Below are 26,235 nucleotides of genomic sequence, written 5' to 3'. Positions count from 1 at the left end.
CCCGCCGCGCCTCAGTTCAGATCGCGCGGAAACTCCCTGACCTCATTGCGATCGACCACGATCTCATCACCGTCCCGGGCGACGATGTGCGTTTCCATCCGCCAGACATCCCGCAGCGCCCGCACGGTAGCGGACACCGATACCCGCGCCTCCCAGTCGCCGCGCGAATAGGCTTTGTTCCAGGTGACGGTGCCACGCGCCGAATTCGGATCGTCGGGATGAACGGTGAAGACCTCCGTGTGCTTAGCGGAGAGCGTGATACCCGTATGCGGATGCAGCACCGTGCCGGCGTCATTGATCAGGGTATAGGCAGTCTCGCCGTTGACCTGGTTCGTCGTCACCTCGCGACGGAACGGCTCGCCGGCCTTGATGACCTTCTGCTCCGTTGGCTTCGCGCTCTCGGGCCTTTTAAAGTCCGCTAGCGCGCCATCCACGGCTTGCGGCTTGCGAACCGGCAAGATCAGCCTGCTGCCGGCACAATGGATAGACAGTGTCACCTTCTCGGGTCCGGGAAAAACGATCGGCCAGTGTGCCGTCGCAACGGCGAGCCGGATGCGCTGGCCTTTCTCAAATCGCTGACCGCAGCAGCGCAGCTTCATCCCGATGGTTTCCGTCTTGCCCGGCGTCATCGGTTCGAGGTCGAGATCCCCGTGCCGGTGCGTGAGGTTGAGGATGCCATAGCTTACGCGTGCGGCAGCGCCGTCTTCCAACACCAGCGACATCGTTGCCGAAATCAGCGCCACCGGCTTGTCGGACGCCAGCGTCACCTCGAATTCGGGAAAGCCGAGGATTTCGGCGGCTTCCGTCAACGGTTCCGTCTCGAAGATGAGCGAGTTGCCGGCCTCCATGCGCTGATCGACTGGCAAGGTCGGCAGGACGCCGTAGCCGCACCATGCGCCGGAGGACAGCCCGGCGGTCTCGGGCGAGGAAATCGGCAGGACCTCGTCGCTGCGGACATTGGCCGCAAGGCGACCGGGGGCCAGCGCCAGGGACAATTCGCCAACGCCGGCGCCAGGCCACGACGGTTCGGCGACCCAGCGGCCGGGTCGCTCGTCATAGATCGCAGCCGGTGGGATGGGATCTTGCACCCAGGCGCGCAGCATTGGCTCGTCGGCGATGCCGGTGTCGATGTCCTTCAGATATTGGTCCCACCAGCGCAGGCATTCCTCCAGGAAACCCATGCGCGGTCCCGGCATGGCGAAGTGCGGATATTTGTGTCCCCATGGGCCGATCAGACCCTTGCGGATGCCGGGCAGGTTCTCAAGCATGCGGAAAATCGGGTTGGGATAGCCGTCGGCCCAACCGCCAACGGCATAGACCGGTATCTCCACGTCGGCATAGTTCTCGCAGATCGAGCCGTGTTTGTAGAAGTCGTCGCGGCGCTGGTGCTCGAACCAGTCCTGCATCCAGATGCCGTTGCCGTTCAGCCGGTCTTCCCACATCTTGCGCCAGCGATCGCCGACGATCAGGGGGTCGGGAGGTGTCATGGCGATGGCCCAGGCAGTGGTGCCCCAGATCAGATTGTCGCACATCTGTGCGCCGCCGAGATAATGCACATCGTCATTATAACGGTCGTCGGTCGAACACAGCGAGATCACCGCCTTCAGGGCCGGCGGGCGGCGGGCCGCTACCTGCAGCCCGTTAAAGCCGCCCCAACTAATGCCGATCATGCCGACCGCGCCCGAGCACCAGCACTGTTCAGCGAGCCAATCGATGACGGCGAGGCAGTCGTCCTGCTCCTGCTTGAGATATTCGCCTTTGCAGATGCCTTCGCTGTCGCCGGTCCCACGCATATCGACGCGTACGCAGGCATAGCCGTGGCCGGCAAAGTAGGGGTGCGTGAGCGCGTCGCGTTCCACCGTTCCGTCGCGCTTGCGATAGGGAAGATATTCCAGGATGGCGGGAACAGGGTCGGCTTCCGCGTCCTCAGGCAGCCAGATGCGCGCGGCGAGCTTCACGCCGTCCGGCATGGGAATCCACGTGTTCTCGATCTCGCGCACCGTGCGGGGAAACTCGGTGACCACGCGAATGTCGTCCATCATATTCTCCTAACCGGTGCTGGCGCGTGCCGCCTCGGTCTCTGTGTTTAGTGGAAAATGGCAGGTGAAAAGGCTCGCGCCCATTCGCATCGGGTGAGGGGCATCGGTCGCGCACTTGTCGCGCGCGAAGGGGCATCTTGTGTGGAACTCGCAGCCGGAAGGCCGCGCAAGCAGAGAGGGGACTTCAGCCGGCAGCGCGATGCGGTTGTGCACCTTGTCCGGATCCGGCTCGGGATTGGCTGACAGCAAGGCCGCCGTGTAGGGATGATGCGGCGCGGCGAAGATCGCCTCGGTCTCGCCATCCTCGACGAAGCGGCCGAGATACATCACCGCCATGCTGTCGGCGATCTGGCGCACGACATGCAGGTTGTGTGTGATGATAAGCAGCGACAGGCCCATGCGGTCGCGCAGGTCGTTGAGCAGGTTCAGAACCTCGCCCTGCACCGATACATCGAGGCCTGCGGTCGGCTCGTCGGCGATGATCAGCACCGGATCAAGGGCGACGGCGCGCGCCACACCGACACGCCGGGCCTGGCCGCCTGAAAGCTGGTGCGGGTAGCGCTCGGCGAAGTCGCGCGGCAGGCCGACCAGCGCGAGCAGACGCAGGACCTCGGCATTCGCGTCTTTGCCCGACAACCCGTGAATGGCGAAGGGTTCGGCCAGGATCGAGCGCACGCTGAGACGCGGTGACAACGAGCCGACCGGGTCCTGGAACATCATTGACATGCGGCGGCGAAGCGGTTTCCAGTCGGCTTTCGAAATATCCCGCAGTTCACGACCTTCAAAGCGGATCGAGCCGCCGGCGGCGTCCTGGAGCCCGTTCACAGCGCGTGCCAGCGTTGTCTTGCCGGAGCCGGATTCACCGACAAGCGCGAAGGTGCGGCCGCGCTCCAGAGAGAAGCTGACACCGGCGACCGCTTCGATGCTGGTCGGCTGACCCGACAGACCGGCCATGATCCCGCCCATGCGGAACCGCACACGCAGGTCAGAGACGGTCAGCAGCGGTTCAGACGTCATGCCGTGGCTTCCACCGTCAGCGCCTCGCTCGTGTGCCAGCACCGAGCGACATGGCCTTCGGCGATGACGGTGTCCGGTGGCATGGAGGAACAGACTCCGTCGGCGATCTCACAGCGCGTCTTGAAGACGCAACCTGTCGGCCGACGACGCAGGTCGGGCAGCGTGCCGGGAATGGTCGGCAGGCGCGCCGCCCGATGCGATAGGCGGGCGGGATCGCAGGCCAGCAGCTTGCGTGTGTATGGATGGCGCGCATTGTGGAAGATGTCGCGGGTCGTGCCGCGCTCCACCACCTCGCCTGCATACATGACGATCATCTCGTCGCAGAGTTCGGCAATGACGCCGAGATGGTGCGAGATGAACAGGACCGAGCAGCCGATCTGCTGCTGGAGTTCTTTGAGAAGCTCGATGATCGTGACTTCGAGTGTCGCGTCGAGCGCCGTGGTCGGCTCGTCGGCGATCAGCAGTGAGGGTTCCATCATCAGCGCCATGGCGATGGCGATGCGCTGCTTCATGCCGCCGGAGAATTCATGCGGGAACTGCGACAGGCGCTTTTCCGGATCGGGTATGCGAACCTTGCGCAGCATAGCGACGGAACGCGCATCCTTTTCCTTGCGGGATACGCTGGACCGGTACTGGATGTCGCGCATCTGCCGGCCGACGGACAGCACCGGGTTGAGCGCGCCCATCGGATCCTGGAATACGGTGGCGATCTTGCGCCCGCGCAGGGCGCGCATCGCCGCGCCGTCGAGATGCGCAAGGTCCTGGCCTTGCTCGAAAAGAATACGGCCGGACGTGACGCTGCCATTGTCGGCGAGCAGTCCGAGAATGGCGTTGATCAGCGTGGACTTGCCACAGCCGGATTCGCCAACGACACCGACGATGCGATTCTTCGGCACGGTCAGTTCGACCTTTTTCAAGGCCTGAAGGGTGCCGCCCTCGGTGGCGAAATCGACGCTGAGGTCGCGGACGTCGAGGACCGTCATCCGCGCCCCCTCAGCCGCGGGTCGAAGACATCGCGCAACGTCTCTCCGAGGAAGGTGAAGCCGAGCGTCGTCAGAACGATCGGGAGACCGCCCGCGACGACGATCCAGTAGGAGTCGCGGATGTTGGCGAAGCCGTCGTTCAGGATCGAGCCCCAACTCGGCATGGGTGGCCGCACGCCGAGGCCGAGGAAGCTTAGACCCGCCTCGATCGCCACCACGACCGGAATGTCCATCGAGGCGAGGATCAGGATGGGGCCGATGACGTTGGGCATGATGTGGACGGCGAGGATGCGGGTCGTGCTTGCCCCCATCGAACGCGCCGCCATGACGTGTTCGGCCGACTTCAGGACCAAGGTCTGCGTGCGGATGATGCGCGCGTACCCGGGCACGCTGACGAGAACGACGACAACCACGACGGCCGTGAGCGACGGGCCGGTGAGCGTCACCAGCGTCAGGGCCAGCATCACGGTTGGAAAACTCTTCAGCGCATCGAACAGAAGAAGCATCAGATTGTCGAGCCAGCGCGGTCCGTAGCCGGCGACAAGGCCGAGCACGATGCCGATGACGAGCGATGCTCCCGTTGCGCCGAGGGCGATGGCAAGTGCGATGCGGCCGCCATGCAGCACGCGCGAGAACAGATCACGACCGAGATGGTCGGTGCCGAGAAGATGCAGCCAGCTTGCCGGCTGAAAGCGGTCGGCGGGCGAGAGCTTGGTGGGCGCATAGGAGGAGAGCAAGTCGGCGAACAGCGCCATGAAGACGACGAACACGACAAGGGACAGCCCGAGCGCGCCGAGCGGCTCGCGCATGATGCGCCGCAGGACCCGTCCCAGGCCGCCGAGCCGCGTCAGCGGCCGCTGCTCAATCAAAGCTTGCTCTGACACGGGGATCCAATGCGCCGATGACGATGTCGGCAAGCACGTTGACGACGACGAAGAAGACGGTCGTCACCAGCACGGCGCCGGTGACGATCGGATAGTTGCGGACGGAAATGGCTTCATAGACGAGCTTGCCGATGCCCGGCCTCGCGAAGACGATTTCGGCGAAGACCGAGGACGACAGCATGTGGCCGATGCCGACGCCGAGCAGGGTGATCGTCGGCAGGATCGCAATCCGCAAGGCATAGGAATAAGTGATGCGCGTGTCGGTTAGGCCGAAGGCGCGGGCGGTGCGGATGTGGCTCGCCTCCAGCGTCTCCAGCATGGAGGCGCGCACCATGCGCGCGATGTAGCCGACCCAGCCCAGGCCGACGGCAAGCGACGGCAAAATCAGAGCGCTGAGTTGGCTCTTCAGATTGCCCGGTTCGCCGGCTCCGATCGCCGGGAGCCACCGCAGCGCCACCGCGAAGATCAGTAGGGAATAGATGGCGATGACGAAAGACGGCAGGGCGATCACCGCGACCGACAATATGCCGACAACGCGGTCGACGAAGCCGCCGCGCCGGACCGCGGCGATGCAACCGAGCGGAATGCCGAGCAGGACCGACCACGAAATCGCCCCGGCGATCAAGGCGAGCGTGAAGGGTATCTGTTCGAATACGACGTCAAGCACTTGGCGGCCGGACAAAACCTCGGTGCCGAGATCGCCGCGAACGGCGGACGTATAGAATTTCAAGAACTGCATCCAGATCGGCTGATCAAGGCCCATGCGCGCACGCAAAGCCTCGATCATCTGTGGCGTCGCGCGTGGGCCTAGCGCCACAGACGCGGGGTCTCCGGGTATGACGTAGACCATAGCGAACAGCATCATCATCGCGACGCTCACGATGACGATGCCGAGCCCAAGCCGCTTGAGTGCGTAGCGGAGCATCTCAGGATAGACCTGGACGGCCCCGCGCCGTGCCTGGAAGCGCCATCGTCAGGCGGGCTTGAAGTCCGCGAACACCGGCTCGCCGTTCGGCTTCAGGGCAGCGGCGACGCTGTTGCGGTACATTACCCCCGCGACCTCGTGGGTAAGGAAGACATAGCAGCCGCTTTCCTCCATGAGGTCCTGCATCTTTTTGTACATGACGTCGCGCTTGGCCGGATCGAGCTCGATCTTGCCTTCGGCCACAAGCTTGTCGAATTCCTCGCTGTCGAAGCTTTCCCAATTCCAGACTCCGATCTGGCTGCGCGTGAACCACTCCGTTGCCCAGCTCGGATCGGGCTGCATCGAGAAGCGCTGCACCACCATCTGCAGCTTCTTGGAATACTCGTTCTCCTTCGAGCCGAGCGTCCAGAAGGTACCGCTGTCGTTCTGCTTGATCTCGACGGTGACACCGACCTCCGCCAGATTGGCCTGGATGACTTGGGCGGCCGACAGTCGCTCCGTCTTGTTGAGAATGTCGAGCACGACAGTCTGGCCGCTGAGACCGGCCTTTTCGATTAGTTCACGTGCCTTGTCGGGATCGTAGTCGTAGAGGTTCTTTTCGCGATGTCCTGGCAGGCCGGGCGCGATGATACCGGTGGCGGTGGCCGCGGCGCCGAAATAGGCGGCGTCAACGACGGCCTTGCGGTCGACGGCATATTGCACGGCGCGGCGGGCATCGGGATTGTCGAAGGGCGCAACGGCCTTGTTCATGCCGAACCAGACGAAGGCCAGCGACGGTTTCTCGACCACCGTCGTATCCGCCGGCGGAGTCTCCTTGAGGCGCTTGATCGACGACACCGAGGTCCAGGTATAGTCGAGATCGCCTGCCTCGTAGCCGAGTTCGGCGGTCTTCTCGTCCTCGATCGGATGGACGTGGATCTCGTCATAGGCGCCTTGCTCATACTTCCAGTCCGGGTTGCGGACGAGCACGGTGCGCTGCTTGGGCAGCCATTCCTTGAGCAAGTACGGCCCCGATTGGGCAACGGCCTTGACGCCGAGCTTCCCGCCGGCCTCGGTGACTGCGCGCTTGGACAGGATGGTGCTGGACGGGGTCGGCAAAGTCGATGTCCACAGCGGCGCGAAAGCTTCCTTGAGGTGGATCACGCCCGACAGTTTGTCCTTGACCTCGACCTCCTTCAGCGTCACCCAGTCGCCGGCATAGGGCGACTCATTCTTCGGATCGGCGATGCGCTCGATCGAGAACTTCACGTCATCCGCCGTCATCTGGCCAAAACCATCGGTGAAGCCGATATCATCACGCAGCTTGAACGCGATCGTCAGCGGGTCGAGCTGATCTATCGTCTCGACGGCCATCGGCTTCCAGCCCCATTTATCGCCGGCCGTCGTGATCACCAGCCCGGCGAAGATGACGTTGGTGATGTCGCCCTCCGGAGCGGCGAGACGGAATGCCGGATCGAGAATCTGGATGTCGGCGTAAGACCGCACCCTGAGGGTCGACCCCGCCGCGCGGGCTTGCGCACCGGGATAGATCAGCGATGCTAGGCCAAGCGCCCCGGCGCCCGCGAGCACCGTGCGGCGTGAAAGGTTCATCGTGGGAAGTTTGTTCATGTTCGACCCTCTTTGATTATGCATCATTCGATGTCAGCCGTGGCGTTTTCGCTCGTTCCGGCGGCAACGGGAACCATCAGCCTGCTACGTCCGGACACTCGTGTCCAGAAGAAAGTAGTCACATGTCTGGGTGATCGGGTTCAGCGGATTCGATCCGGTATCCCGACGCCTATCTCCATGTTTCGCCTGCCAGCCGCATGAAATTCCCGCCCATCACATCGCGCACAGTTCGCTCGGCCTGTCCCCGGCGCAGCAAGACTTCGGCGAGTTCCAGCAATTGCCGTGGTTCGACATAGTTGGTCTTACCTTCGGGATATTCGTCCCTCGGCCAGAACTGCGGATTGTCCGCGATGAGGGTATCGATGCCGTCAATCTCGACCGGGAAAGCATAATCCAGGCCGATGCCGACATGGCGGGGCCCGGCGACGTCGATCAGATATGCGACATGATCCGCCATGCGCTCGGAATCGATGCGATTGTCGCCGAGGAACCTGTTGAGGCCAACGACCCCGACGATGCCGCCGGTGCGGGCGCAAGCCCTGATCTGCTCGTCGGTGATGTTGCGGCCGTGTCCGCAAAGCGCTTTCGGATTGGAGTGGGAGAAGATCACCGGACGGTCCGTGTATTCCATGACGTCCATTGTGGTCCGGTAGCCAGTGTGGGTCACGTCCACGAACATGCCGAGCCGATTCATCTCGTCGATCACGCGGCGGCCGAAGGCGGTCAGGCCGATGTCCTCGTCGTGGCAGCCGCCGCCGGCGAGATTGTTGCGGTTATACGCGAAGAGGATCTGGCGCACGCCGAGCCGATGGTAGAACTCGACCATCTCCACGCGGCCATTCAAAGCATTCATGCCCTCGATGTCGAAAGTGACTGCGAGCTTGCCATCGGCCTTTGCCGACGCGATTTCCGAGACCGAGGACACGAGCGCATATTGCTCCGGCCGGGCAAGGATCCAGTGGCGGAACGCGGCGAGCGTCGCGACGGTCTTTTCCCATGGCAGGAGATCGAAGCCGACATCGATGGAAAGATAGTCGATGCCGGCGTCACGCCATACCTGCAGATTGTCGAGATTGGCCGCCGGATCTGGCATGAAACCCGAATGTGCGTCCCAGATCACCTCGTTTGCAAAGATCGTCTGGACCCGGTCGGATATGTCCACGCACTTTCCCTCGTCATGTGGATCGGTCGAGCCGAACTGTGCATTGCAGGCGCGATCGGTCAAGCAATTCGCGCTTGCGCCCGCCTCTGGATCAATCCATTGTACACTGGTGTCTAGAGACATCTATCGGCTGTTGCGGACAAACAAGGTGCCATGAAAGCGGATTTCCGATCATCGCCGCAGTTTGCAGAGACGCTCGCTTTCTACACCCGTCTGCTTGGTATGAACGGGCATGTCTTCGGGGCCAGAGGGCTGTGCGGCCACGCCGAAAATCCCGACGCCTATTTCATCGGGCAGAGCTTTGTCGGGGGCGCCGAGGATGGCGTTGCCAATCACCTCTATAGGGTAGCCCGCAACGGCGGAGTTCCCGTTCGGCTGAACGAACGCGAAACGCGACATATACGGCTGCCGGCCGATGGCCATCGGCTGGCTGCCGCCACCGCGACCGATAAGGCGGGTTTCGATCGTATCGAAATATGGCTCGGCAACAGCCTGACCGCCGGCGCGGATGTCCAAGGCCGCATCGAGCAAATTGACTGGTCTTCGGCTGGGGACCGGCTGCTGCTGGTCGTGGCCGGCACCGGCGCGGATCTCGCGGGCATCCATGGCGGCTACGCGCAGAAGCAGTCGACCGATGCGCCGTCCTGGCTTCCCGATGTCAATTGGGGGGAGGGGGAAGATCTCTGGCGCTCGATCTGGATTTGGGACTGCATTGACGAGCCTGCCCTCCTGACTACCGCTCGCCTGAACGTCTGGGAGGCAAGCTGGTGCGGACCAGACATGATTGGAGCGATCGCAAGCGATCATCATGCGGAAGGTAGCTGGTACGCTGCCACGCTTGCCATCATCGATGCGCATTCGGGAAAGGTTGTTCTTTCGCACGTTCCGCCGGACCAGATCGGCGTGCCGCGTGGCTCGCCCGACGGCGGCAAGGTTGCCGTGATCCGGGCATTCTGCAGCGACCGCGGCCTCGTGGCCGGCGAACTGGCGCTAGTCGATGCGAAAACCGGCGCTGTGGATATCGTCCCGACCAACGGCATCGACGTAACGTCCGTGGAATGGCGATCATCAGGATCCGTGCAACTCGCAGGTCTGCGTGGGCACGAGACCGTTGCGGCCGACTACGATCTTCAGACGCGGCAATTGACGGAGCACTGGGCATCCAGCGACCTCACATCCGGCGAGTGGGCGCCTATTTCATATCCGGTTGGAGACAGCGGCTCGCTGCTGGTCGCCGAATCTTACGCCACGTCGCCATTTCTCGTGGAGGTCGGCGCGGGAGGCTTGCGCGAGATTTTTTCGTTTGCGGCACCGGACAGCGTTCGTACTGGCACTCACGGCGCCATAGAGCCCTTCGCCTGGACCGCGCCGGACGGGCTCGAGATTCAGGGCTGGCTCGTGCGGCCGACGCAAACTGCCACCGCGACGCCGCTGTTGATAGACGTGCATGGCGGGCCTGTGTCGGCGCATCGCAATCGATGGATGGTGCGGACGCGCGCCGCGCCGTTGCTCGCTGCGCGCGGCTGGACGATTCTCTTTCCCAATCCTCGCGGCAGCACGGGGCGCGGCGACGCCTTCGCCCGAGCGGTCAAGGGCGATATGGGCGGCGCCGACGCGGACGATATTCTCAGCGGCATTGATGCACTGGCGGCGAAAGGCTGGGTCGATCCTGCGCGTGTCGCGGTCACCGGCACCAGCTATGGCGGCTTCATGTCGGCCTGGCTTCCGACAAGAAGCGACCGGCTTGCAGCCGCGATTCCCATCTCGCCGGTCGGCGACTGGCACAGCCAGCACCGCACAACGCAGATACCGGAGTTCGACGCCCTGTTCCTCGATGCTTCGCCGTGGGACGGGAGCGGCGCCTACTACGCCCGCAGTCCGGCATTCTTCAAGCAGCGCAAGAAAGTGCCGACGCTGGTCATGGCCGGCGGCATCGACAAGAGCACGCCGTCGTCGCAGGCGCTCGAATGCCATTTCGCGGCCTTGCGGTCCGGGTCACCGAGCGCGCTGATGACCTATCCCAAGGCGGGCCATAGCGTTCGCACCTATCCGGAATATTTCGATTCCGCTGCCCGCATTGTCTGGTGGCTCGAGACCTATGTAGGCGGGGTACCGTCGGCACAAGAAGCAAAGGAAGCACGACTTGACCAAGGGGAACGAAAGGCACATCGTAGTGGTCGGCGGCGGCATAATCGGCTGCTCGACCGCTTATCACCTGCTGAAGGCCGGAACCAGGAAGGTGACGCTGCTTGAAGCCGTCGAGCCGGGCAAGGCGACCACGGGCGCCGGCGCCGGGTTCGTATCGCACTGGTCCGCCGGAATGGTGCTGATGGGCGCCGAAGGATTGACGCTGCAGCAGTACGGTCTGGATTTCTATCGCATGCTGCATGAACTCGGAAACGAGATCGGCTACCGAAAGAACGGCACGCTGATGATGGCGCTGACGCCGCAGGGGCGCGAAGACTTCGTGATGCCCGTGCTCACGTCGCCCTATGCGCCGAAGGAGATGCAGGACCTGAACCCCGCCCAGATCGGTGAGATCATGGGCGGCCTGGTCGATCCGGCCAAGGTCCATTCGGGCGCCTACAATCCGCATGGCATCCAAGTCGATACCACGCTCGCCCTCGGTGTGCTGCTTGGCGAGATCGAGAAGCTCGGGGGCGCGGTCCGCAGCGGAACGCGGGTCACTTCCATCGTGGAAGCCGACGGCAAGGTGACGCTTGCAACCAGCGCCGGGACGGTCGAGGCCGACGGCGTCGTGCTTGCCGCGGGCGCCTGGAACAACGAGCTCCTCGCCGGCCTGGGCTGGCGCCTGCCGATGCTGCGCGTGGTAGCCACGCGGGTCGTCACCGACGATCGCGGGCTGCCGTCGACGCTGCCGACCATCCAGTGCCGCGAGTTGCGCCTTTGGCTGCGTGAAACCTTCGGTGCGATCATGTGGGGCACGGGAAGCCACTACATTCCTCTGCATCGGCTGGGTGGCGATGAGATCGAACCCGGCCGGCCTCACAATGAGGAATTGATGCAGTCGATGGTCGACGAGCAGATGCAGAAGCTCGAGCCGATCTTCCCGCCGCTGCGCGGCTCCAGGGTGGCAAGCTGGACACAGGGCATCCCCTGCTACACGCCGGATGTCGGCCTGCTTGTCGGGCATATTCCCGGTCATGAGAGCGTGGTGGTCGTCGGCGGTGACAACGAGAGCGGCGTCACCCACGGGCCGAGCCTCGGACGCCTCGCCACCGATATCACGCTCGACAGGGAAAAGATCATTGATCCGACCCGCTTCCGCGTCGACCGCTATGCGTCCGACGCGTTCGAGGACGAGGCTGCGGTCGAGGCCTCCATGCCCGCGTGGAGCGCGCGGCACGGCGCCAATCGTTTCGCAGCGGCAGCCGAATAGGTCATCCTGCCCCGACGCTGTCGAGCAGGGCTTGCGCCACCGCCTGCACGGTGGAGTTAGTCTTCCTGCGGGTGATCAGATAGAAGGCGTCCGCATGCCGGCGGGAGGCTCGCGTCAAGCGCACAAGCTGGCCGAGCTTCAATTGTTCGTCGCTGAACCCCGCCCAGGCAAGTGCCGCGCCGCGGCCCGCTATTGCCTCGTGCATCATCGGCATGTAGCTTGAAAAGGTCGGGCCGGGGAGGTCGCGGTCCGTGCCGATCCACGAGCGCCAGTTGTCGACCGCATCCGGCGCCGCGGAAAGGTGCAGCAGGGGCACGTCGGCGAAAACCGAGGGATCTTCGGAGCGAAGTGTCGGATATCGTTTCAGGAATGCGGGCGAGCAGACGGGAAACCAGTCTCCGTCGAACAATTTGCGGGCGACAAAACCTGGCCAGTCTTCTGGCCTGCCGAAGCGGATTGAGATCGCCACGTCCGGGCGGTCGAAATCTTCTGCATTGCCGGAGGTCAGTAGCATGACACGCCCGTGCGTCACGTGCGAGGTGACGCGTTCGAAACGCGGCATGAGCCATGCTTGGACAAGGTCGTAGCCGCTGCCGATGACAAAAGTCTCGCGGTCCGGTTCCGACAGACGCTCCACAGCGTCGCGTATCGTGCCGAGACCGTTTCGGATGGCCTCGGCAAGGATGCCGCCGTCGCGTGTGAGCGCGATGCGATTGCCCTTGCGCGCCAGCAATTGCACCGCCAGCTTGGTCTCCAGATTGGCAATGTGGCGGCTCACGGCGGATTGCGCGATGGCCAGCTCCAACGCTGCAGCGGTAAGACTTTCATGCCGTGCCGCCGCCTCGAAGGCGACCATGGCATTGAGCAGCGGAAGCGAAGCCTTCAGTGTCTTCATGGAGCGATTGCTTATGCCTTTTTGATATGGAAGTCTGCCAAAATCATGCTTGATGAAAGGTCGCCTTACCCGCAACTCTGCTGAAAAGTCATCGTAGCCAGCCGCCGGAGTGTTTCCATGCCCGCCAACGAGAAGGCCCTGCCGGCCGTCGACCGCAACCGTGTCCTCGGCCTTATAGCGGCGCACCGCAAGGACTGGTCGCTGCAGCAGGCCTTCTACCTCGATCCGGCGATTTTCCAGCTTGAGCGGCAGCTCTGGTTCCCGCGGCAGTGGGTGATCGTGGCGCATGCCAGCGAAGTGCCGGAAAAGGGCCGCTACATCGTCCGCAATCTGTTCGACGAGGAAGTCATCGTCGTGCGCCATGGCGACGGCGAGGGGGACATCGCCGCCTACTACAACGTCTGCACGCACCGTGGATCGCGGCTCTGCATCAAGGACGGGCGCGGCCGCCTGCTCGTCTGCCCCTATCATGCCTGGGGGTTCCGGCTGACGGGTGAATTGCAGACGCGGGCCGATCTGCCAGAGGGAGTCGATCCAGAGGAACTCGGGCTGCACAAGGTACCGACGAAGGTTATCGGTGGTATCGTGATGTGCGGCCTCGACCAAGCGAGCCTGCCCGACATCGAACCGGCGGCGAACGGACTGACCGATCTGATGCGCGAGAACGGCGTCGACAGTGCCCGGATCGTGGCCCGAAAAAGCTATCTAACCAGAGCGAACTGGAAGCTCGTGCTCGAGAACTTCCTCGAGTGTTATCATTGCCGCCCGGCGCATCCCGAATATTTCCGGGTGAATGGCCATGTCAAAGTGACCGCTATGCGTGACGACGACAATGCTAAGAAGTGGCAGGACGAGATAGAGGCGTGGCACAGCGTCATCGGCGACGCCGAGTTTAACAAGGGAATCTGGGAGCCCGGCGATCTCGATACGATGCCGTTCGCTATGCACCGCAAGCCGATTGGCTCGGGCCGCCTGACGCTTTCGGATGACGGCCAGCCCGTGTCCCGCCTGATGGGCGGCCGTGTCAGCTATGATGGCGGCGAGAACGGATTCCGCATCGGCCGGCTGTCGTTCGTGAGCGCGCCGAACGACTACCTCACCATGTTCCAGATGATTCCGCGTAGCGCCAACGAGACCGACGTCATCCTGACTTGGCTCGTGGACAAGGATGCCGACGCCGACGTCGATCCGGACAAGATTTCCTGGATGTGGGACGTCACGACGGTTCAGGACAAGATAATCACCGAGGACAACGCGCTTGGCATCGCCTCGCGTGTTTATCGCCCAGGCCCCTATACGCCGTTGGAATCACAGACCGCGTTCTTCATCGAAACCTATCTTTCGCAGATGCAGGCACTGATCACGGGCCGGCGCGGCGAGAGGCAGGAACAGTGGGCCGCGCCCTCGCAGCTCTTCGCGTCGCCGAAGGCTGCGTGCAACGTTCAAAGGTCGTCCGCCTAAATGGTTCCTTAAGCTTCAAACCCACCCGATCCGGATTTCAGCGGCCGGTTTGGAATTCTTCTTTCACTACCCAAACGCGACTTCGAGGCTTCCGAACGTTCCGTAGTCGCCGGTCACCAAATCGCCCGGCATTATGGGAACCGGCACGCAGCAAGTGCCGGTCGTGATGATCTGGCCACGCCCCAACGCCACGCCGAGGCGTGACAATTCGTTTGCAAGCCAGGTAAGCGCGATCGTAGGTCCGCCTAACACGTTGGCGCCGCGTCCTTCATGAACAAAACCCCGGCTGCTAAGCCCTCGGACGACATGCGCGCCAAGATCGGCCTGGCGCCAGTCGGCGTTGACTTCCGGACCCAGCACGAACTGGTGAGCACAGGCATTGTCGGCGATGATCTGCTCCTCTCCCGCCCGCTCGAAGACGAGGTAACGGGAATCCGGCACTTCAATACCAAGATGCAGTGCCGCCACTGCGGAGAGAACCTCGGCCTGCTCGTAGGAGCGGGTGCGCGGCGAAAGCGTGGTGCCCATGCGGAAGACGAACTCGACTTCCGCGACTCGCATGCGATTGGACCCGAGGCGAACAGTTTGCCCTAGGGGGACGATGCGTTCGGCAAGCAGCCGGCCACCCATGGGCCCGCTGACGTTGATGTGCTTCTGGCCGGCGAGGCTGGTTGCCGCGATCTTCCAGCCCGCCAGGGGCTGTTTGCTGAGCTTCTCGACACAAGCCTGCACGGCGTAGGCCTCGGTCCGCGTCGCCGGACGCAGCGCATCCGGCATCTTTTCGACGTGGCGGCCTTCGCGCCAAATTGTCGTCAGGAAATCGGATGCTGTCCGGATGTCCTCTTCCCGCATCGGCGACATATCCTCATAGCGTCTTTGGTTGCGGAGTATCGAACATCAGGGATTCAACTTGGTCAACGCCCCAGGAATCTCCAGGAAAGGCGGCAATTTAGCGGCTGTGGCGCTGGTGGATTAGGCCGCCGCAGCTTTCGCGCACGATCAGTTGTGGCGCGATGAGCTTCATGCCGAACGTCCTCTCCAGCTTGTTTTCGATGAGGCCAACAAGATGTTCCGCTGCCAAACGGCCAAGATCGCTGGTGGGCTGCGCGACCGTGCTCAGGCGCGGGATCGTAAATTGCGATTCCTGGACATCGTCGTAGGCGATAACGGCCATCTCGCTAGGCACGGAGACGTGGCAATCGGCTGCGGCACGCAGGATGCTGATCCCAGCCAGATCGAACGTCGCGAATATCGCATCAGGCCGATGAGCGTGGAGGATTTCGCACGCGAGCTCGTAGGTCGATTGACGGTCGAAATCGGCGCTGTGGTGCAGCACTGGCTGCAATCCAGCCTCCTCCATCGCCTGTATGTAGCCTTTGGCCCGCTCGCTCGGCATCTTTGACGGTCCGCACATGGCGGCGATCGACGTGTGCCCGAGCGTGATCAGGTGATTGGTCGCCATCGCAGCCCCCCTCACGCCGTCCGTCGCCAGAAGGAAGGCATTCGGCGCGTAGTTGATGCGGCGGTCGAGCAGGATGAACGGTACGGGAATCTCCGAGAAAAGCGCCATGAGTTCGTCCGAACTCGATCCGCTGATCAGGATGAGGCCGTCGACCTGCCTGTCCAGGAAAGTGCGGACATATCTGAGCTCGCGCTGAGCGTTCTGTTCGCTGTTGCCAAGGACGAGCGTATATCCAAGAAGATCGGCGTGGTTCTCGATGATCCGGGCCAATTCCGAATAGAACGGGTTGGAGATGTCCGGCACGATCAGTCCGATGACGCGCGAGCGCTGCCCGCGCAATGCCTGTGCGACCCTGTTCGGGCGGTAGCCGAGATCGGCGATAGCCTGCAGCACACGCTCCCGCGTCTCTGCCGCGACGGGACGGGGGCCGTCATTGATGACGTAGCTTACCACGGCGGTAGAGGTGCCTGCACGCTCCGCGACGTCCGCTCTTGTGACCATGTTCGCCTACGCCCAGCTCGACCGCATGTGGGACAGGACCTTGTCCAGAAATTCGCTGTCCGGGTCGGCGAAACCGTCGATTGCCGTGAAGTGGTTTCCGTCCTGCTGGGGGTGCAGCTCGACTGTATTACCCTTGGCCTGCCATGCAGCCGCGAAATCTTCCGATTGGCGCCAGAATTCCGAGCTCTCCTCCGTTCCCCAGCTTACCAGAAGCGGAATCGCGTTTTCAGGGACGTGGAGGATCGGGCTGTTGCGCCGAATCTGCTGGCCGTTGAACTGGATCTTCGGCTGCAGCCAAGTGTATTGGAACGGTTCCAGATCGTAGAGCCCGCTGATGGGGCAGGCGCCCTTGACCGTGTTGGCGGGAAGCATGTATTCGCCGGCCCAGGCGGTGATCGCCATCATTGCCGTCAGATGGCCGCCGGCTGAATTGCCGGTGACGTATAGCCGGCTACAATCCCCGCCAAAGGTCTCCGCATTCCTGTAGACCCAGGCGACCGCCGCGCGGCACTGGCGAACGATCTCGTCGACCGTGACTTTCGGGCAGACGTCGTAGTCGATGATGACAGTGGTCACGCCACGCGCGACGAAGCCTCGGGCGACCCAGATATAGTTCTCCTTCTTCAAACGCCCATCGAACCAGTAGCCGCCATGGATGAAGACGACGACCGGAGCGCCCGGATCAGCCGCCGGATATATATCGAGCTTCTCCATCCGCGTCGGTCCGTAGTGAACATCCGCCGTCCGCTTTAGCGTCGCCCGCGCCTCCTCGGCCCTGGCGATGCGCTGCGCGATAATTTTCTCGAACGCCTTTGAATCGTCGATCCGGATTTCCGGCCTGTATTCCCAGTCTAGTTCTTCCTGGGTGTTGAACTGACGGTAGAGCGGCAATGTCAAATCCTCGGGTTCGGCAACCTGCGCAGATCGGTAGATAGGAACTTTCCCAAGTGTCGCGCGGCGGAAAGAGAGCGGGCGAAATTTCCTGTCGAACCAGCTTGCAACGCCAATTCTACGCGTGTAGATAGTGATTATAGGGGCATATCATCCACATGATGGGGAAGTCCAGCCCACTGACGAAAATTGGAACCATGCAGCCTGCGAACGCGGGTTGAGGGCGAGCGGCAAGGCTTGCCGAGGCAATGCTGCGGGGTACGAGATGGCAGGCAGAGTCCTTATTGCTGGAGAGACATGGTTCACTACCTCGGTCCACACGAAGGGGTTCGATTCCTTCACGACCACGACCTTCCATGAAGGCTATTCGTCCCTGAGGACAGCGCTGGAGGCGAGCGGCCATCGGGTCGACGTCATCGAGAACCATGTGGCGCCGACGAACTTCCCCGACAACGCCGAGGCGCTCAGCCAGTACTCCACCGTCATCCTGAGCGACATTGGCGCCAACACGCTGCTGCTGCATCCGAACACCTGGCTTAGGTCCGACCGTTCGGCCAACAAGCTCCAGGCGATCGCGGATTATGTGGAGGGCGGCGGCGGCCTGATCATGGTCGGCGGTTATCTCACCTTCACGGGCATCGAAGCCAAAGGCTGCTGGAAGAATACGGTTGTCGAGGCGTGCCTGCCCGTGAGGCTGATGGCGACGGACGATCGCCGGGAGCATCCAGAGGGGATCGTCGGGAACATCCTGAAGCCTGGTCATCCGGTGCTTGCTGGCGTCGAGGGCGCACTCCCGGCTCTCCTGGGCTACAATCGCACGAGCCTCGCTCTCGGCGCGGAACTGTTGGCGACGATCGACGGCGATCCGCTGGTCGCGGTCACGGAATCCGGAATGGGCCGCACCGCCGTATTCACCTCCGACTGCAGCCCTCACTGGTGCCCGACCGAATTCGTGAACTGGCCCGGATATCGGCAACTGTGGTCGAATCTGTGCGCCTGGACCGGTCGGCAGTGAGCCGGCGGCGGCCGTGATGATCGATATCATTCACGACTGCGACCCCGGCAATGACGACGCGCTGGGCATTCTGGCTGCGCTTGGCCATCCACGGCTCAACCTTCTTGCGGTCACCACCGGTGCCGGACATCTTTCGGGGGACCGCACGGCCATCAACGGTGCAATTACAGTTGCCGCCGCGCATCCGAAAACCGTTCCGGTCTGCGCCGGTGCGATGGGGCCGCTGGTACGCGAGCGCCTGATCGCACGCGTTCTCGATATGCGGAGCGGGCTCGATGCGGAGAGAATCGACCTCGACCGGGCGCCGCTTGATTCGCAGCATTCCATTGACCGCATTGCGGCCGAGGCGAACGCCCGTCCCGGTCTGACGATCGTCGCGACTGGCCCGCTGACCAACCTCGCCCTGGCGCTGCGGCGGCATCCAGAGATTTATAGCAAGATCGGCCGCATCGTCACGCTGAGCGGCGCCTGGGGACTAGGCACCAAGACTGCCGCCGCCGAATGGAACATCCTCTGCGATCCCGAGGCCGCGGCAATCGTCTATGGCTCGGGAATTCCGATTACGATGGTCCCTGTCGACGCCAGCGGTACGGTTCCGATCACCGGCGCGCTCATCGATCGTGTCTCATGGCTGAAGGGACCGGCCGCAGCTTTAGCGGCAGAACTTTTGTCCTCGCTGGTGACCACATACCGGCCCGGCGTACTCGTACCGCCAGCAATGCCCCTTCACGATCCATGCGCAATCCTGGCCGTGGCGGCCCCCGTCATTGTCACGACTGCGCCGGCGCGCGTCGATGTCGAGATCGCGCCGGGCCTGAACTACGGGCGTACCGTCGTCGATTTCGCAGGACGAACGGAGAAGGCGAACAATTGCGATGTCGTGATCGCCTTCGATGTCGAGGCCACGCATGACGCGCTCGTCGAAGCGATCCGCCAACTGTCTGAACTGCAGGCAGGCTCGTGAAACAGCCGGAAATCGGCCGAGACCTTTGAAAGTGCAAACCAACGAAAACGGGAACAAGGGCATGATGAAAATCGCGAAAATCAGAAACGGACTGGCGGCGGGACTGCTCGCCGTGTCGGCATTGACCGGAGCGGCCACAGCGCAGGACTTCAGCGCCGTCTATGTCATGAGCGACAATCTTGGCGACATGGGCTTTAACGACAACGCCAAGACCGGCTTCGATCGTGCCGAGGCGGACGGCGCCAACGTGCGCCTTTTGCAGGCCTCGCCAAGCGATCCGCAGCTTTGGCGCCAGAACCTCGAGGCGGTCTCCAACTCGGGAGAATGGAGCGTGATCTTCACGGGCCCGAACATGCACGATAATCTCGCCGCGGTCGCGCCGCAGCACCCCGACCAGAAATACGTATTCTTCGACGACCAGCTCGACCTGCCGAACGTGTTGTCAGTGAAGTATGCGCAGAACGAAGGCTCCTATCTTGCCGGCGTGCTGGCTGCGATCGCCGCCACTGACAAGGCGACGTTCCCGCTCTCGTCCGGCGAAGCCAAGATCGCCGTAGTCGCCGGCATGGACCTGCCGGTGATCCAGGACTTCATCCTTGGCTTCAAGCAGGGCGCGTCGACCGTTGCTCCGAACATTGATGTGCAGGTCATCTTCATCGGCAATTTCAACGATGCGCAGAAGGCCTACGACCTGACCAAGACGGCGATCGAGAACGGCGCCAATGTCGTCTACAACGTCGCCGGCCCCGCCGGCCTTGGAATTCTCAAGGGTGCGGCCGATTCCGGCAAATATGCGATCGGCGTCGATTCCGACCAGAACGGCCTACATCCGCACAATGTGCTGGCTTCGATGCTTAAGCAGATCGGCAACTCGATCTACGATTCGATCGGGCAGATCCGAGCCAACAAGGCCGAGTTCGGCAAGCTCCAGATCTACGGCCTGGCCAATGAAGGCGTCGGCCTCGCCTACAACGACAAGCTCGTTCCCGCCGCGGTCAAGGCCAAGGTCGACGAGGCAAAGGCGAAAGTCGTAAGCGGCGAGCTGAAAGTCGACACGGCGTTCAAATAGGCGCGTGATGGGGGCGGGCTAGGTACCAAACCTGGCCCTCCGCCATGCTTTCCCGGGCATGACATGACCAACGCTGATGACATTCTGAAGCTCTCGGCCATCGCCAAGACCTTTGGCGACAAGGTTGCCCTGAAGCACGTCGATCTCGATGTGAGACGCGGCGAGGTGCATGTCATCTGCGGGGAGAACGGCGCCGGTAAATCGACGCTGATGAACATCCTTGCCGGTATTCATCAGCCGACATCCGGCACGATCGATTTGAATGGCAAGACCGTCGCCATCGCCGATCCGATCGAGGCGAGCCGGCTCGGCATCGGCATGGTGCATCAGCATTTTGCCCTGGTGCCGTCGATGACGGTGGCCGAGAACGTCTTCCTTGGCCGGCACATACGCAAATGGGGCTTCTTCTCGGACAAGGCGGCCATGGTGGCGCGTACGCGCGACCTGATTGCCCGATATTGCTTCGGCCTCGATCCCGAGGCGGTGGTCGGAACGCTTTCTGTCGGACAGCGCCAACGGGTCGAGATCCTCAAGGCGCTCGCCTTCGATGCCAAACTGCTAATCCTGGATGAACCGACGGCCGTCCTGACGCCGCCCGAGGTCGACGAACTGATCGAAGTCATTGCAGGGCTGCGGGCGCTCGGTCGCACAGTTCTTTTCATCACCCACAAGCTGCGCGAGGTGAAGGCGGTTTCGGATCGGGTGACAGTGATCCGCCACGGTGAAAGCATTTCCACGCACGCGACCGGCGCGGTGAGCGAAGCCGATATCGCGCGCGACATGGTCGGCCGAAACGTCTTCCTGGTCGGGCGTGGCAAGAACCAGGCGCCGCGGACGTTCGGTGCGCCGGTCCTGAAACTCAACCGGGTCAGCATGACCAACGCAGCCGGACGCTTGCTTCTGGACAATATCTCGCTCGATGTATGCGAGGGCGAAATCATGGGCATCGCTGGCGTAGACGGGAACGGCCAGACGGAACTCTCGGAGGCCATCGCCGGCCTGATGGACATCCAGGCTGGATCCATCGAGCTTCGCGGCAGGACCATCACTGAGGCGAGCGTACCCGACCGGCAGCGGGCCGGCATGGGTTTTGTGCCCGAGGACCGCCTCGACCGGGGCCTGAGCAAGACCATGTCCGTCGCCGAGAACCTGGCGGCAAGCAACTACCGCAGGGCGCACCTCAAGCGCGGCTTCTATGTCGATCAGGACCGCATCGAGGCGTTTGCGGCTGAGAAGATCAAGGAATTTGACGTTCGGGGCGCCATTCCGGACACACCCGTCGGCACGCTGTCGGGCGGCAACATGCAGAAGGTCGTCATCGCGCGCGAACTCAATCGCGATCCGGACCTCCTCCTGGTCAGTCAGCCGACGCGCGGTCTCGACGTCGGCGCGTCCGAATTCATCTACGCCCGCATCATGGCCGCGGCCGACCGGGGCAGGGCGGTGCTGCTGATCTCTTCGGAACTGTCAGAAATATTCGCACTCTCGGACCGCATCGGCGTCATGTATTCCGGTCAGCTTCTTCGGATCATCGACAGGAAGGATGCCGACGAGGTGACGATCGGAGCGTTGATGAACGGCTCGCTCGAGGCTGCAGCTTGATCGCCACGCGGCTCAAGAATTCCGCCCGTGCCATGTACGCGCCCGTTGCGGCAATCCTGCTCACGCTGGCGCTCGGCTTCCTGCTGGTCATGGCGATCACGGACGATCCCGTGCGTGCCTATCGCGACCTGCTGTTCGCCAATTTCGATTCGCTTGGCAATTTCGCGCTGTTCCTCAATCGCGCCACGCCGCTGACGCTGATCGCGCTCGGCGTCATTTTCTCCTTCCGTGCCGGCATCTTCAATGTCGGCGGCGAAGGCCAGCTTTATGCTGGCGCGATCACCGCGACGGTCATCGGCGTGACCTTTGCGGGACTTCCGGCGGTCGTTCTTCTGCCCCTGGCGCTCACTGGCGGCATTTTGGCCGGTGCTTTCCTGGGTTGGATCCCGGGCGTGCTCAAGGTCCGGTTCGCGGTCGACGAAGTGGTGACGACGCTGATGCTCAACATCATCGTGCTGCTCTTCACCTCCTATCTTTCCAATCAGGTCATCCGCGACACCAAGAGTTATGGCGCCGTCAGCGAGATGGTGCCGGACAAGATCTGGCTGCCGGCGCTGCCCGGCGTTCCCGGAGCGACGAGTGGCATCGTCGTGGCCGTGCTGCTGGCCATAGCCACCTGGGTGGTCCTGTTCCGGACCGAGTGGGGCGCGCAGCTTCGCGCGTCCGGCACCAACCTGCGCTTCGCCAAGGCTGTGGGCATCCCCGCCGACCGCCGCATCATCGTGGCGATGCTGATCGCGGGCGGTTTCGGCGGGCTTGCCGGAGTGCTCTACGTGCTCGGTATCGGCCATCGCTTCGAGCAGAACTTTTCACCGGAATATGGCCTCGTAGGTCTCACCTGCGCGTTGCTAGCGCGCATCCACCCGATCGGCGCGCTGGCGACTGCCATCTTCTACGCGATGATGATCAATGGCTCGGCCTACATGCAGATATCGACGGACGTCCCGCGCTCGCTTGTCGACCTCCTGACCGGCCTGCTGGTGCTGCTGATGACGGCGCGCCTCGCCACGAACAAGGCGAGGAGCTAGCGGTATGTCTCTATCCTCCCTTCTTGCTTCTGTCCTCGAACAATCGGTGCCGATCGTTTTGGCAGCGCTCGCAGCGATGATCACACTCAGGGCGAACATTCTCAATGTCGCGGTCGAGGGCATGATGCTGGTCGCCGCCTTCGTGGCAATCGCGGTCGGCAGCTCGACGGGAAGCGCTGCGCTTGCGTTCTTCGCAGCAATTTTCGCTTCGATCCTGATGTCGCAGTTGCTGGCGCTGATCACCCTGCGTTTCTCCGCAGATTTCATCGTTGCCGGCCTCGGTATCAACCTGCTCGCCGCCGGCGGCAGCCTGTTCGCGCTGGAGTGGTTCTACCGGAGCCCGGGCGGGCTTCGTCCGATCTCTTTCCCTGACATATGGCACATGCCGGCGGGAAGCCTATCCTTCCTTCCGGTGATCGGACCTGCGCTCGAACGGCAGAGCATCATTTTGTTCCTGGCGTTCCTGGCCATTCCGCTTTCTGCACTGTTCCTGTATCGCACGCCGACTGGAGCCTATCTGCGCGCTGTCGGCGAGGACGAACACGCCGCACGCTCGGCCGGCATCAGCGTGGCCCGCATGAAGGCGCTTTCGCTCGCCATCAGCGGGCTCTTGGCAGGTCTGGCTGGTGCGCAACTCTCGATGGACAAGCTGCATTTCTTCCTGCCGGACATGACCAGCGGCCGGGGTTTCATCGGCCTCGCCGCGACGCTGTTCGGTGGTGGACACCCCTGGGTGACGGCGGCGGCGTCCCTGCTCTTCGGCTTCTTCGGAGCGTTGGGCGACCGCCTGCAGGCCTTCGCCATTCCATCGCAATTCGTGCTGATGCTGCCCTATGTCGCGGCAATCGTCGGCCTCAGTATTGCCCGTTGGCGTATTTACGTCCGCAACCGTCCGGCAAGAATTGTCAGCAAGGGGACTGCCTGATGCACGCAACGCAAGACCGGGAGTTTGTCTTTCGCGTCGGAGGTCACGAGCCGCGTCTGCATGTCGCGCAAGGCGAGGCCTTCACCGTCTTCACCGAGGATTGCTTTTCCGGAAAACTGACGAGTGTGGACGGCGAGCCACGAAAGGTCGCGCCCTATCCACGCGTCAATCCGCTGACCGGTCCCATCCATGTTGAGGGCGTGTCTGCGGGCGACATCGTCGCCATCCGCCTGATCTCGCTGACGCCCGCTCGGCAGTGGGGCGTCGCGACCATCTCGCCGGATTTCGGCCTTCTATCGGGTACTCGCGTGAACCCCAACCTGCAGGAGCCGCAGGACGAGCATGTCTGGATCTGGCGTTTCAGCGCCGATGGCAAGGTCCTGGAAACGCCGACGAAGGATGGACGTAAGCTCCGTGTGCCCTATCGGCCTTTCCATGGAACGCTTGGTGTTGCACCGGCGCATGGCGAGGTGCGCCTAGCCGTTGCACCCGGCGATTTCGGTGGGAACCTCGACATTCCCGATCTGGGGCCTGGTTCGACCCTCTATCTCAGGGCGAACGTCGATGGCGCGCATGTCGTTATAGGCGACGGCCATTATGCCCAGGGTGATGGCGAGATCGCCGGGACCGCAATCGAAGGTGCGTTCAACACGACGCTGATGTGCGAGCGCGTGGAAATGGACGACGCGTTCGACTGGCCCCGCTTCGAAAACGACGATGTTATCGGCGTGATCGGGTGTGCACGGCCCCTGGATGACGCCTGTAGGATCGCGGTTGCCGGTCTGGTCCGATGGGTGGTAGACAGGACAGCACTCTCGGTACATGAAGCACATCAGTTGTTGACTCAATGCTGCCGGCTGCGTATCGGCAATCTGGTAAACCCTTCATTCAGTGTGATGTGTTCCATCGATAAGTGGGTTGTTGCGCCGCGCGTTTTGCCTCGACATCGCTTTTAGCAGCATCTTTGCATTGCGCATTGCTAGCGCTCGTGGACAAACGTTGACTGAGGAATCCGGTTTTGATTCAAGGCTTCTTTTTGGAGGGAGCCTTGGGCGAACGCGTTGGACTGACGGACGAGGAATGGGCGCTGATCGGGCCTTTGCTGCCGCCTGAGCGCGGACGCGGGTGTCGGCCGGCACAAGACAACCGGCTCTACTTCGAAGGCATGATGTGGATGGGGCGCACGGGTGCGCAGTGGCGACATCTTCCCGACGAGTACGGCAAGTGGAACAGCGTGTTCCGCCGCTACCGGCGATGGGTCGAAACCGGCGTGTTCGATGCCATGCTGGAAAGTCTGGCGGAAATGGTCGAGCGAGATAGTACCGCCGACATGATCGACAGCACGATTGTCCGGGCGCATCACTGCGCAGCCGGCATAAAAAGGGGACTCAGCAGACGGAGGCGCTTGGTCGGTCGCGCGGCGGCTTCACCACCAAGCTGCATGCCCGCTGCGACGCCAGAGGCCGCCCGCTCGGCTTCGTCGTGACGGGCGGAGAAGCGCATGACATCAAAGGCTTCGCGCCGCTGCTGCGAATGATCGCCGGCAAGATCGAAGCGCTGCTGGCCGACAAGGGCTACGATGCCGACGCCATCAGGGAGACGTTGGCGAAGGCCGAGATCGAGGCGGTCATCCCGGCCAAGCGCAACCGCAAGGACCCCGCGCCATACGATGCTGAGAAATACAAGTGGCGAAACCTGGTCGAGCGGCTGTTCAACAAGCTCAAGAACTGGCGCCGCGTCGCCACCAGATACGACAAGACAAAGGAATCCTACCTTGGCTTCGTCGCCATCGCAGCAGCCAAGCTTTGGTTACCCTTTGTCCACGAGACCTAGAGCGTCGGGCGGGAAAAGTGAATCGCGGGTTTCGCAGTCGTTGAAAGTCTGATTCCATGGTGGCAGGAGGTGTTTGCCATGGGAAAGCCGATTTCGTCAGACTTGCGGGAACGGATCGTGCGCGGGGTCGACGCCGGCCAATCGCGGGCGTGCGATGGCGGCGCGGTTCGAGGTTGCGCCGTCGACGGCGGTGCGTCTCCAGGCACGCCATGTGGCGACCGGGTCTGTCGCGCCCCGCCCAATTCCTCGGTAAATCGAGCTCTCCAACCGTAAACACTCAAATGCCCCTTGCCAACGGAGAACTATCTATACATGTCTCCGAAACCGCGCTGCTCGGCTCGGCAATGCCGGAGAAGCACGGCGACCGATGCCGCCAGCTGGAGACTCGCATTAACCCGGTTTGGTTTGGCGGATTGGCGCTGAGAATATTGCAAGGCGGGTATTTGGGCTGATTTGGCGGCCTTTTGGCTGTGGGCTCGCCGCCAGGTCAGGTCGATTTGAGCCGGTTCCGCGATTGCGGACAGAGTCATCCCGCGGCTTTGGCCCGCTCATGGAAGATCAGCCTATCGAA

The 26,235-nt window shown here is 62.7% G+C and carries 21 protein-coding genes and 1 pseudogene; 11 read left to right on the top strand and 11 right to left on the bottom strand.

Going from position 1 to position 26,235, the window contains the following annotated elements; genetic code table 11:
• Positions 1-11: 11 nt before the first annotated feature.
• The 7 genes from ABMA59_RS29030 to ABMA59_RS29000 form a co-directional block, all read right to left on the bottom strand.
• The gene (locus ABMA59_RS29030; RefSeq protein ID WP_349008869.1) at positions 12-2,039 is read right to left on the bottom strand and encodes a CocE/NonD family hydrolase; all 2,028 of its coding nucleotides are present in this window, start codon (positions 2,037-2,039) and stop codon (positions 12-14) included.
• Between the two features lie 9 nt (positions 2,040-2,048).
• Entirely contained in the window at positions 2,049-3,056 is a 1,008-nt protein-coding gene (locus ABMA59_RS29025; protein WP_349008868.1) for an ABC transporter ATP-binding protein, read from the bottom strand.
• The gene (locus ABMA59_RS29020; protein ID WP_349008867.1) at positions 3,053-4,039 is read right to left on the bottom strand and encodes an ABC transporter ATP-binding protein; all 987 of its coding nucleotides are present in this window, start codon (positions 4,037-4,039) and stop codon (positions 3,053-3,055) included. Before ABMA59_RS29020 ends, ABMA59_RS29025 begins: the two co-directional genes overlap by 4 nt.
• On the bottom strand, positions 4,036-4,908 hold the full coding sequence (locus ABMA59_RS29015) for an ABC transporter permease (protein WP_349008866.1): 873 nt from the start codon (positions 4,906-4,908) through the stop codon (positions 4,036-4,038). The genes ABMA59_RS29020 and ABMA59_RS29015 overlap by 4 nt, the downstream gene beginning before the upstream one ends.
• Complete coding sequence (locus ABMA59_RS29010) at positions 4,901-5,848, bottom strand: ABC transporter permease (protein ID WP_349008865.1); 948 nt, start codon at positions 5,846-5,848, stop codon at positions 4,901-4,903. Before ABMA59_RS29010 ends, ABMA59_RS29015 begins: the two co-directional genes overlap by 8 nt.
• A gap of 48 nt (positions 5,849-5,896) precedes the next feature.
• A complete protein-coding gene (locus ABMA59_RS29005; RefSeq protein WP_349008864.1) occupies positions 5,897-7,456 on the bottom strand; it encodes an ABC transporter substrate-binding protein in 1,560 nt (519 codons plus the stop codon).
• Between the two features lie 169 nt (positions 7,457-7,625).
• Positions 7,626-8,618, bottom strand: a complete 993-nt coding sequence (locus ABMA59_RS29000; protein ID WP_349008863.1) for a dipeptidase — start codon at positions 8,616-8,618, stop codon at positions 7,626-7,628.
• A gap of 153 nt (positions 8,619-8,771) precedes the next feature.
• Between ABMA59_RS29000 and ABMA59_RS28995 the strand changes: the two genes are divergently transcribed.
• On the top strand, positions 8,772-10,871 hold the full coding sequence (locus tag ABMA59_RS28995) for an alpha/beta hydrolase family protein (protein WP_349008862.1): 2,100 nt from the start codon (positions 8,772-8,774) through the stop codon (positions 10,869-10,871).
• The gene (locus ABMA59_RS28990) at positions 10,762-12,018 is read left to right on the top strand and encodes an NAD(P)/FAD-dependent oxidoreductase (RefSeq protein WP_349008861.1); all 1,257 of its coding nucleotides are present in this window, start codon (positions 10,762-10,764) and stop codon (positions 12,016-12,018) included. Before ABMA59_RS28995 ends, ABMA59_RS28990 begins: the two co-directional genes overlap by 110 nt.
• Position 12,019: 1 nt before the next feature.
• On the opposite strand, the gene ABMA59_RS28985 is transcribed toward ABMA59_RS28990, so the two are convergent.
• Positions 12,020-12,913, bottom strand: a complete 894-nt coding sequence (locus ABMA59_RS28985; protein ID WP_349008860.1) for a LysR family transcriptional regulator — start codon at positions 12,911-12,913, stop codon at positions 12,020-12,022.
• Positions 12,914-13,030: 117 nt separating this feature from the next.
• Here ABMA59_RS28985 and ABMA59_RS28980 point away from each other — a divergent pair, with 117 nt between their 5' ends.
• Positions 13,031-14,374, top strand: coding sequence for an aromatic ring-hydroxylating oxygenase subunit alpha (locus ABMA59_RS28980; RefSeq protein WP_349008859.1), 1,344 nt, complete (start codon positions 13,031-13,033; stop codon positions 14,372-14,374).
• A 66-nt stretch (positions 14,375-14,440) separates the two neighbouring features.
• On the opposite strand, the gene ABMA59_RS28975 is transcribed toward ABMA59_RS28980, so the two are convergent.
• From ABMA59_RS28975 to ABMA59_RS28965, 3 genes are all read right to left on the bottom strand, one after another.
• Positions 14,441-15,226: a 2-keto-4-pentenoate hydratase gene (locus ABMA59_RS28975; RefSeq protein ID WP_349008858.1), complete on the bottom strand. Its 786-nt coding sequence runs from the start codon at positions 15,224-15,226 to the stop codon at positions 14,441-14,443.
• Between the two features lie 97 nt (positions 15,227-15,323).
• Positions 15,324-16,337 (bottom strand): LacI family DNA-binding transcriptional regulator, encoded by a 1,014-nt coding sequence (locus ABMA59_RS28970; protein ID WP_349008857.1) that lies wholly within the window; start codon positions 16,335-16,337, stop codon positions 15,324-15,326.
• A 6-nt stretch (positions 16,338-16,343) separates the two neighbouring features.
• Positions 16,344-17,228 carry an alpha/beta hydrolase gene (locus ABMA59_RS28965; protein ID WP_349008856.1) on the bottom strand — a complete coding sequence of 295 codons (885 nt, stop codon included), beginning with the start codon at positions 17,226-17,228 and terminating at the stop codon, positions 16,344-16,346.
• A 265-nt stretch (positions 17,229-17,493) separates the two neighbouring features.
• Between ABMA59_RS28965 and ABMA59_RS28960 the strand changes: the two genes are divergently transcribed.
• From ABMA59_RS28960 to ABMA59_RS37315, 8 genes and pseudogenes are all read left to right on the top strand, one after another.
• Positions 17,494-18,243 carry a glutamine amidotransferase gene (locus tag ABMA59_RS28960; RefSeq protein ID WP_349008855.1) on the top strand — a complete coding sequence of 250 codons (750 nt, stop codon included), beginning with the start codon at positions 17,494-17,496 and terminating at the stop codon, positions 18,241-18,243.
• A gap of 16 nt (positions 18,244-18,259) precedes the next feature.
• The gene (locus ABMA59_RS28955; protein ID WP_349008854.1) at positions 18,260-19,207 is read left to right on the top strand and encodes a nucleoside hydrolase; all 948 of its coding nucleotides are present in this window, start codon (positions 18,260-18,262) and stop codon (positions 19,205-19,207) included.
• A gap of 61 nt (positions 19,208-19,268) precedes the next feature.
• A complete protein-coding gene (locus ABMA59_RS28950; protein ID WP_349008853.1) occupies positions 19,269-20,276 on the top strand; it encodes a BMP family lipoprotein in 1,008 nt (335 codons plus the stop codon).
• 63 nt (positions 20,277-20,339) lie between these two features.
• Entirely contained in the window at positions 20,340-21,878 is a 1,539-nt protein-coding gene (locus ABMA59_RS28945) for an ABC transporter ATP-binding protein (RefSeq protein ID WP_349008852.1), read from the top strand.
• Positions 21,875-22,906, top strand: coding sequence for an ABC transporter permease (locus ABMA59_RS28940; protein ID WP_349008851.1), 1,032 nt, complete (start codon positions 21,875-21,877; stop codon positions 22,904-22,906). Before ABMA59_RS28945 ends, ABMA59_RS28940 begins: the two co-directional genes overlap by 4 nt.
• A gap of 4 nt (positions 22,907-22,910) precedes the next feature.
• Positions 22,911-23,831 carry an ABC transporter permease gene (locus tag ABMA59_RS28935; protein ID WP_349008850.1) on the top strand — a complete coding sequence of 307 codons (921 nt, stop codon included), beginning with the start codon at positions 22,911-22,913 and terminating at the stop codon, positions 23,829-23,831.
• Complete coding sequence (locus tag ABMA59_RS28930; RefSeq protein WP_349008849.1) at positions 23,831-24,787, top strand: acetamidase/formamidase family protein; 957 nt, start codon at positions 23,831-23,833, stop codon at positions 24,785-24,787. Before ABMA59_RS28935 ends, ABMA59_RS28930 begins: the two co-directional genes overlap by 1 nt.
• Positions 24,788-24,849: 62 nt before the next feature.
• Positions 24,850-25,664: pseudogene (locus ABMA59_RS37315) on the top strand (IS5 family transposase).
• The last annotated feature ends 571 nt before the right edge of the window (positions 25,665-26,235 follow it).

Source organism: Mesorhizobium yinganensis (assembly GCF_040081985.1).
Lineage (GTDB): Bacteria > Pseudomonadota > Alphaproteobacteria > Rhizobiales > Rhizobiaceae > Kumtagia > Kumtagia yinganensis.
Note: the sequence above shows the minus strand (reverse complement) of the source record. Positions and strands in the feature narration are given on the sequence as shown.